The organism is Enhygromyxa salina (assembly GCF_002994615.1).
GTDB lineage: Bacteria > Myxococcota_A > Polyangia > Nannocystales > Nannocystaceae > Plesiocystis > Plesiocystis salina_A.
The window spans coordinates 1-7,641 of record NZ_PVNK01000185.1 but is presented as its reverse complement, the minus strand read 5'-3'; the positions used below and the strand labels follow the sequence as shown (position 1 = coordinate 7,641).

Sequence of the window (7,641 nt, the reverse complement as noted above, 5' to 3'; positions counted from 1 at the left end):
CCATTGGGGGAGGTTGATCTTGGAGCGGCGAGCTGGGGGCAGCTCCGGGGGAAGGTCCGGGGGGTGGCCCGGCTGCGGGCGCCTGCGCCTGCGCTGCGGGAGCCAACACGGTGCCACAGCGAGTGCAGCTCGTGGACCGGATCATGTTCAGTTGGCCGCAGACCGGGCACGCGAGGCCTAGTTCCATGTGGACGAATCCTCGCGCCGCACGCCAGACCTTGTCAACCGATGCCCGACGCGAGACTCGAGCGTGGGTCGATCGAAGCGGGTGTTCAGGTGTGGAGCGGAGCGCGGTCCTGGCTGAGCGGGTGCTCGCGCCCGCTCGCGCCCGCTCATCGTGGAATGTCGACGCTTCCGCGCACGAGGGGTTCGAGGCACAGGGTCTCGGGCTCATCACCCGCGGAGGGCACGCTGGGCGCCGCGTCGCAGGCTCGGGCGGCCTGGCGGGCCGCGCTGAGCTCGGCTCGGGTCCCGGTCATGCTGGCTCGCCAGGCGGCGAGGACACGGGGGAGCTGGCCGTCGAGATCGCTCGGCTCGAGCGCCGCGACGCTCGGCGCGAGGTGGTCGACGAGCCAGCGCTCGACGACCGTGTCCCAGGTGCGCTGGCGGGGAACGGGCGGGGTCGAGACCCCGCCCGGGCCCGGCTCGGGGCCGAGGAGGCGCGCGAGGCTGGCGATGGCCGCGTCCCGGGCCAGGCCCCCGGGGCCGAAGTAGAGGTGAAACAGGGCCTCGACGCCGTCGTCGCGGAGCTTGGTCCGATCGATCTGGCCGATGCGCCATGCGGCGATCGCCGCCACGAAGGGGTCTTCGTCGTGGAGCTGGGGGTGAAGGCGGACAACGCGAAAATCGGGCGTCAGCGCCGCGGCGGCGAAGGTGCACGCGCGCCGAACCGAGAGCCGCGTGGACTCGCGGGCGATGCGGTCGATGACGACCAGATCCTCGACTCGCTGATCGTCTCGCGACAGCCGCGCGAGGCCGAGGCACGAGAGCGTGATGGCGATCTCGTCGTCGCTGGCGCGGATCCTCCGGCGCAGGGGCCCGGCCGCGCTCGCGTTGCTGCTGCGGGCCAGGGCCCAAAACGCGGCGTGCCGGATCGGGGCTTCGACCCCGCGGTCGTCGACCATCTCGGCCATGACCGGGATCGACTCGGGATCGTCGAGCTCGCCGGCCGCGTGGGTCGCAGCGACGCGGGCCGCGATGAAGCGCTGGCGGACGGCGTGGGTCGCGTTGCGCGGAGGCTGGAGGTTGGCGCCGGTCCGGGCGAGGTGGACGGCGGTGTCGGGCAGGCCGAGCTCGCCGAGGTGCTCGGCCGCGCTCATCCGGTTGTTGATCGAGCCGCGGGACAGCGCGGCGACCAGCGGTCGGCGCATCGCGGCGATGCGGTTGTCGTCGCGGACCTTGGCCCCGTCGCGGAGCCACAGCTCGACCTGAGCGTAGTCGACCCGGTCGAGGGTCGAGAGCAGGAAATCGCGGGGCTCGTCGGCGTTGGGCTCGCGCTTCGTTCGCTTGACCGCGAGCTCGAGGACCTCGTCGATCGAGTCGGTGACCTCGGCGAGATCGAGGGCGCGGGCGCCGGCCTCGCGCATGAGGTCACTGGGTCCACCAGCCTCGAGCAGATCGCGGAAGCTCCTGGCCGCGCCCTCGATGTCGCCGGTCGTCAGCTGGAGCTCGGCCAGGCGCATGCGCGTGCGCGCGTGGTCGGGGTGGGCGTCGAGCACCGTCTGGTAGCACCACATCGCCTGGTCGATCTCGCCGCGACGCTCGCTGAGCTCGCCGAGGCGCAGCAGCGCCCGGATGCCGCTGGAGCCCTGCTCGAGCGCGTTGATGGCCGCCTGGCGAGCCTCCTCGGGCTTGTCGAGCTCGTGGGAGAGCTCGGTCAGCATGACGAGGACGTCGACCTCGCGCGAGGGCGACAGCGGCAGCAGCTTCTCCAGCGTGCGCACGGCCTCGCTGGGTAGGCCGGCCCGACGTTGGGCGATCGCGAGCTCCATGAGGCGGTCGGGGTCGCTCGGGAACAGGTCCCGGAGCTTGGTGTACATCTGGACCGCGCCGCTGTAGTTCTCCTCGCGCGAGTACAGCTCGGCGAGGAACAGCCCGGCCTCGAGCGCCTCGGGCGAGGGGCCCTTGCCGAGCGCGGCCTCGGCCGCCGCGACCGCCTTGGCGCGCTTCTCGGACCGATTGGGCAGACCGGGGCCCGCGAGCAGCTCGACGATGCGGGTGCGCGCTTCGGCCCGCAGCAGCTCCTGCGCGGGCTCCTGGGCGACGTCGCGGACCTTCTCCCAGATCTCGAGCGCGCGGTCGGGCCGGTTGCGCTCCTCTTCGAGCATGGCCTGCAGCCGCAGGTAGGTTGGCTCGTTGGGCCTCGAGCCGAGCGCCTTCTCGAGCGAGTCGAGGGCGGTGTCTCGCAGGCCCCGATCCATGAGCGAGTGGTCGGCGAGGATCTCGGCGTGGCGGTACCAGCCGAGGTGGCCCGGGCGGACCAGCTTGGGCAGCTGCTCCCACTGCGCGAGGGCCTCCTTGCGCTGGCCCATCTCCCACAGCTGCTCGCCGAGGGCGATGCGAGCCTCGGGGCTGCGGCCCGCGACCTTGACCAGGGACTTCGCGGTCTCGAGCGCGAGGTCGCGCTCGTCGACGTTGTTGTAGAACTCGATCAGTAGCAGCAGGGTGTCGCGGTCGCGGGCGCCGTTTTGGCGGATCTCACCCGCGATCTCGAGCCCGGTGTCGCGCTCGCCGTTGGTGACGAGGCGCTCGGCCATCTCGAGCCCGAGCCTGACCTCTTCGGGGCTGCGGCCCCGCAGCTCGCGATACTGCTCGAGCGCGGCCTCGGACTGGCCCTGCTCCTCGAGCGCTTCGATCAGCGCCGCGCGGGCGACGGGGTCGCGCGGCGCGAGATCGATCGCGCGCTTGAGCGCGGGGATCGGGTTTTGACCGGCGGCCTTTTGCGCCCTCGCCAGGGCCTGCCACCCGCCGACCTCCTTGCCGTGCTTGGGGTCCTCGAGCCAGGTCTCGAGCTCGTCGACGAGCACCTCCGAGCGGGCCTCCTTGCGGTAGCAGGTCTCGAGGTCGTCCCACCAGCTCTCGCGTTGGTCGGCGCGGCCGCGCTTGGTGTCGTCGAGCAGATCCCACAGCAGCTTGGCCGCGTCGCTGGTGTTGCCAGCGTCGATCTGGGCGCGGGCGCGCTCGGCGACGAGCTCGTTGCGCGCGTCACCCTTGGCTTTGGCGATCGCTTTTTCGTAGGCGGCGTCCGACGCGGCGTGCTCTCCGGCCGCGCGCGCGGCCCGGGCTACGCGGACGAGCGCGCTCGCATCGTTGGGCTTCTTGGCTGCGAGCGTCTCGGCGAGCTCGAGGGCGCGATCGTGCATCGAGGCGCGGTCGGCGAGCTTGTGGGCGCGCTCGAGCAGACGCTCGGCCTCTTTGGGGGCGGACTTGGCCTTGGCCGCGAGCGCGTCGATGGCGTCGGCCCAGGACTTGGCTTGCTCGAGCGCGTCGACGCGCATGTCGAACACGCGCCGGTCCCACTTGCTCGACTTGCCGTCGAGCTTGGCGAGGCGCTCAGCGGCGGCCTGGGCGTCACCTTGGAGCATCTCGCCCTTGGCTCGGAGGATCTGGAGCGCGACGTTGCTCGGGGCGCGATCCGAGGCCGACTCGATCCGGCGGATCAGGCCGCCGCGGCCGAGGGCCTTCTCGAGCGCTCGCCACTGCTTGCCGTCGAAGGGGTTGGCCTTGAGCTTGGTGAAGCGCTGCTTGACGAGCTTCTCGTCGTCGGGCCGGGTCTCGATCGTCCAGTCGTCCTCGGGCGGGGAGGCCTCGACGGGCGGCGCCGGACCGAGCAACAACGCGAGCGACAGCCCGAGCAAGCCCGCGGTGGTCGCGACCTTGGGGCTGGATGAGGGCCGTGGAAGAGGCCAGGTCGGTACGCGCGAGCGCGGCACAGGGCGATCCTAGCAGGCGTGGGAGGTGAGCGCGGTGACAGATTTGGCGGGCCGCGCCGTGGCCCCAGGACGCGCGAGCGCGCGATCTGTTCCCCGCGCGAGCGGAGCCGGGGCTGCGCGACTCGCGGAGCTGTGCGGGCCCGGGGTTGACCTCGCCGCCGACGAGCCTACAGTCGGCCGCGATGCCGATTTACCGCTATCGTTGCGCAGACTGTGGGGCCCAGGAGGAGCACCTCCAGAAGATGAGCGATCCCCCGCTCGAGACCTGCGGAAGCTGTGGTGGGTCCCTGAGCAAGCTCATGACCGCGGCCGCGTTCCACCTCAAGGGAGGCGGTTGGTACAAAGATCTCTACGCGAGCTCCAAGCCAGGCGACACCGGCGGGGGCTCGGGTGGGGGCTCGGGCTCGAGCAGCTCGAGCAGCTCCGACTCGAGCGGCGCGAAAGCGGGCGGGTCCGATGGCGGCAGCTCGGGTGGGTCGAGCTCGGATGGGTCATCGTCATCGTCGTCGTCGTCGTCCTCTTCTTCGGGCTCGAGCGGCTCGACGGGCTCGTCGAGCTCGAGCTCGAGCTCCAACTCGGCGGCATGAGCGGCGCGACGATCCTCGACGGCAAGGCGCTGTCCAAGCAGCTGCTCGATCAGCTCGCCGGGCGAGTCGAGGCTTGCAAGGCGCGCGGCGCCACGCCCTGTCTCGCCGTCGTGCTCGTCGGAGACGACCCGGCGTCCAAGATCTATGTCCGCAGCAAGGAGCGGCGCGCGGCCAAGGTCGGCATCGCCACGGCCGATCACCGCCTCCCGGCGACGACGACCACCGACGAGCTGCTCGCGCGGATCGACGAGCTCAACCGAGACGACGCCGTCCACGGGATCTTGGTTCAGCTGCCGCTGCCAGCGGGCGTCGACGAGCAGCGGGTCCTGCGGAGCGTCGACCCGCGCAAGGACGTCGACGGCTTTCATCCGGACAACCTCGGCCTCCTGATGCTGGGCACGCCGCGCTTCGTCGCGTGCACGCCCCAGGGCTGCATGCGCTTGATTGAGCACGCGGGCGTCGACCCCTCGGGCAAGCGGGCGCTGGTCGTGGGTCGCTCGAACATCGTCGGCAAGCCGGTCGCGCAGCTGCTGCTCCACGCCAACGCGACCGTGACCATCGCCCACTCGCGGACCCAAGATCTCGAGGCCGAGGTCCGCCGCGCCGACATCATCGTCGCGGCGGTCGGGCGGCCCGAGCTCATCCGCGGCGAGTGGATCCGCGCGGGCGCCTGCGTCATCGACGTCGGCATGAACCGCGTCGACGCTGGCGGACCCAAGCCCAAGCTGCTCGGTGACGTCGAGTACGAGGCCGCGGCCGCGCGAGCCGGCTCGATCACACCGGTCCCGGGGGGCGTCGGGCCGATGACCATCGCCTGTCTCCTGGCCAACGTGGTCTCAGCCGCCGAACAGGCCTGACCGGGCGCGCGACGGCTGCTCAAAAATCGGGGATCGAGGTCCGGACGAATTGGACCTGGCCGAGGGTCTCGAGCACCTTGAGCTGGAGCTCGCGCTTGTCGACGGGGGTTGGGACGATGCGCGCGTGGCGGCTGACCCGTGCGCGCAGCTCGGGATCGCGGGCCCCACACAGCGCGAGGATCGGCGGCTTCTCGGTCCGCTGCTGAAGATTGAGGATGAGGTCGAGCGCGTTGTTTGGATCGCCGTCGACATCGATCACGAGCAGATCGACCTGGCCGATGAGCTGGACGACTCCGGGGCGCAAGGCCAGCTGGCGGGTCTGGCAGGTCACGAGCGAGCGCAGCAGCGCGTGGAGGTGCGCCGAGGCGTGGTCGCTGCGGCCGACGAGCGCGATGCTCAGGGGCTCGGCGTTGGTGACCAGCTGATCGATGTGCTCGCCGAGCACGCCGTCGACGTCGGCGAAGCTCAGGCCCATCCCGGCCGGTCCGTCCGCCTCGTCCTCGGTCCGGTTCCACTGGACCCGGGCGCGCAGCGTGACCGGCAGCTTGCGATCGGGGACCCGCAGCGACAGGACCAGCTCGGTCCCGACCGGCTCGGGCTCGTGGGTGCTGACGAACAGCCCACCGCGCGACAGATTGGTGCAGTACGAGACCAGGAACTGACCCGCGTTGCGATAGCGGACCTCGAGGACCATGCCCACGCGGGGTGCTCGCTCGACCTGCGCCTCGTTGGGTCCCACGCTCAAGACGGCAACCCCTGCGCGACGAGGGTGCTCTGCGGCCGATCGTACATCGGGGCGAAGATAGCAGCCATCCTCTGAACTCGGACAAAAACTGCGCCGAACGAGCGCGGGTCTGGAGCTGTGCCAGGAACTCTCAGACACGTGGTACTCGACTCTTCCGCGCGTCGCGCGTCCCACGGATCCAGGAAACAAGTGTCCGAGCCCGAGCCCTCTTCGAGGGGCCCACGCAACCCCTGCGAAGGTCACTGCGAAGGTCGCTGCCGGTTGTGGGCGTCCAAAAAACCCGAGCCCCCTTCGAGGGGCCCACGCAACCCCTGCGAAGGTCGCTGCCGGTTGTGAGGGGGGGTCCAAAGAAGCCCCCTTTCAGGGGGCCACGCAAACGACTGCGAAGCTCATCCCAGCCCACCGAGAGAGGGAGCGCAGCGACCGAACGACCGGCCGCTTGCGGCCGTGCGTGGCAGAGTCGCTGACGGCCGGGGGGGTCTAAAGAAGCCCCCTTCGAGGGGCCCACGCAACCACTGCGAAGGTCGCTGCCGGTTGTGGGGGGGTCCAAAGAAGCCCCCTTTCAGGGGGCCACGCAAACGACTGCGAAGCTCATCCCAGCCCACCGAGGGAGGGAGCGGAGCGAGCGAGCGACCGGCCGCTTGCGGCCGTGCGTGGCAGAGTCGCTGCCGGTTGCTTCGGACCTAGCTCTCGCCCAACAGCTGGCGAAGCAGGCGTTGAAGCTCGTCGAGATCGGTGTAGGGCAGCTCGATCGTGCCCGGACCCTTGGGCGACTTGCCGGTTCGGAGCCGGGCCTGGACCCCGAGGTGGCGACGGATCCGAGCCTCGAGATCGCGCACGATGATCGCGTGGCGCCGGGCGTCGTCGTCGAGCTCGGGCTTGGCTGACGGGGGGCGGACCCGACGGCGAACCTCGGCCTCGGTCTGGCGGACGCTCAGGCCCTTGCGCACGACCTCGAGCGCGAGCTCGCGCATCTGTGCGTCGCGCTCGAGCCCGAGCAAGGCGCGGGCGTGGCCCATGCCGAGTTGACCGTCGACGAGCAGCTCCTGGACCTGGGTTGGCAGCCTCAGGAGGCGCAGGGCGTTGGCGACGGTGCTGCGCTCCTTGCCGACGCGCTGGGCCAGCTCGACCTGGGTGTAGCCGCACTGCTCGATCAGGCCTTCGAAGGCCCGCGCCTCCTCGATCGGATCGAGGTCGGCGCGCTGGAGGTTCTCGACCAGCGCCAGCTCGAGGCGATCGCCTTCGGGGGTCTCGCGGATGACCACCGGGACGGTCTGGAGCCCGGCGAGCTGGGCGGCCCGCCAGCGGCGCTCGCCGGCGAGGATCTGGTAGCGCGGCTGATCAGGCGCCGGGTCGGGGACGGGCACGACGACGATCGGCTGGATGATGCCCTGCGACTCGATGCTCGCCGCGAGCTCGCGCAGGCGCGTTTCGTCGAAGCGCTTGCGGGGCTGATCGCGGTTGGCCTCGATCGCTTCGATCGGCAGCTGCTTGGGCACGCCGCTCGGATCGGCCGAGGG

General features: G+C 71.2%; 5 protein-coding genes and 1 pseudogene. 2 read left to right on the top strand and 4 right to left on the bottom strand.

The annotated features are described in order from the left end of the window. Positions 1 to 332 precede the first annotated feature (332 nt). The gene (locus tag ENSA5_RS21460) at positions 333 to 3,932 is read right to left on the bottom strand and encodes a tetratricopeptide repeat protein (RefSeq protein WP_146155955.1); all 3,600 of its coding nucleotides are present in this window, start codon (positions 3,930 to 3,932) and stop codon (positions 333 to 335) included. Positions 3,933 to 4,114: 182 nt separating this feature from the next. Between ENSA5_RS21460 and ENSA5_RS39310 the strand changes: the two are divergent. Beyond that, positions 4,115 to 4,255 (top strand): annotated as a pseudogene (locus ENSA5_RS39310) (FmdB family zinc ribbon protein); the annotation flags it as partial. Positions 4,256 to 4,281: 26 nt separating this feature from the next. Here the strand turns inward: ENSA5_RS39310 and ENSA5_RS39305 are convergent. Then, positions 4,282 to 4,506 carry a hypothetical protein gene (locus ENSA5_RS39305; RefSeq protein WP_258182955.1) on the bottom strand — a complete coding sequence of 75 codons (225 nt, stop codon included), beginning with the start codon at positions 4,504 to 4,506 and terminating at the stop codon, positions 4,282 to 4,284. 9 nt (positions 4,507 to 4,515) lie between these two features. Here ENSA5_RS39305 and folD point away from each other — a divergent pair, with 9 nt between their 5' ends. Continuing rightward, entirely contained in the window at positions 4,516 to 5,376 is an 861-nt protein-coding gene (gene folD / locus ENSA5_RS21450; protein WP_106393546.1) for a bifunctional methylenetetrahydrofolate dehydrogenase/methenyltetrahydrofolate cyclohydrolase FolD, read from the top strand. Between the two features lie 19 nt (positions 5,377 to 5,395). On the opposite strand, the gene ENSA5_RS21445 is transcribed toward folD, so the two are convergent. Beyond that, positions 5,396 to 6,115 carry a TIGR02266 family protein gene (locus ENSA5_RS21445; protein WP_258182954.1) on the bottom strand — a complete coding sequence of 240 codons (720 nt, stop codon included), beginning with the start codon at positions 6,113 to 6,115 and terminating at the stop codon, positions 5,396 to 5,398. A gap of 689 nt (positions 6,116 to 6,804) precedes the next feature. Then, positions 6,805 to 7,641: ParB/RepB/Spo0J family partition protein (locus tag ENSA5_RS21440; protein ID WP_106393544.1), on the bottom strand; the 837-nt coding region annotated here is incomplete at its 5' end.

Coding starts and splice junctions, on each gene's coding strand:
- folD (WP_106393546.1), top strand. CDS start 4,516: ATGAGCGGCGCGACGATCCTCGACGGCAAGGCGCTGTCCAAGCAGCTG.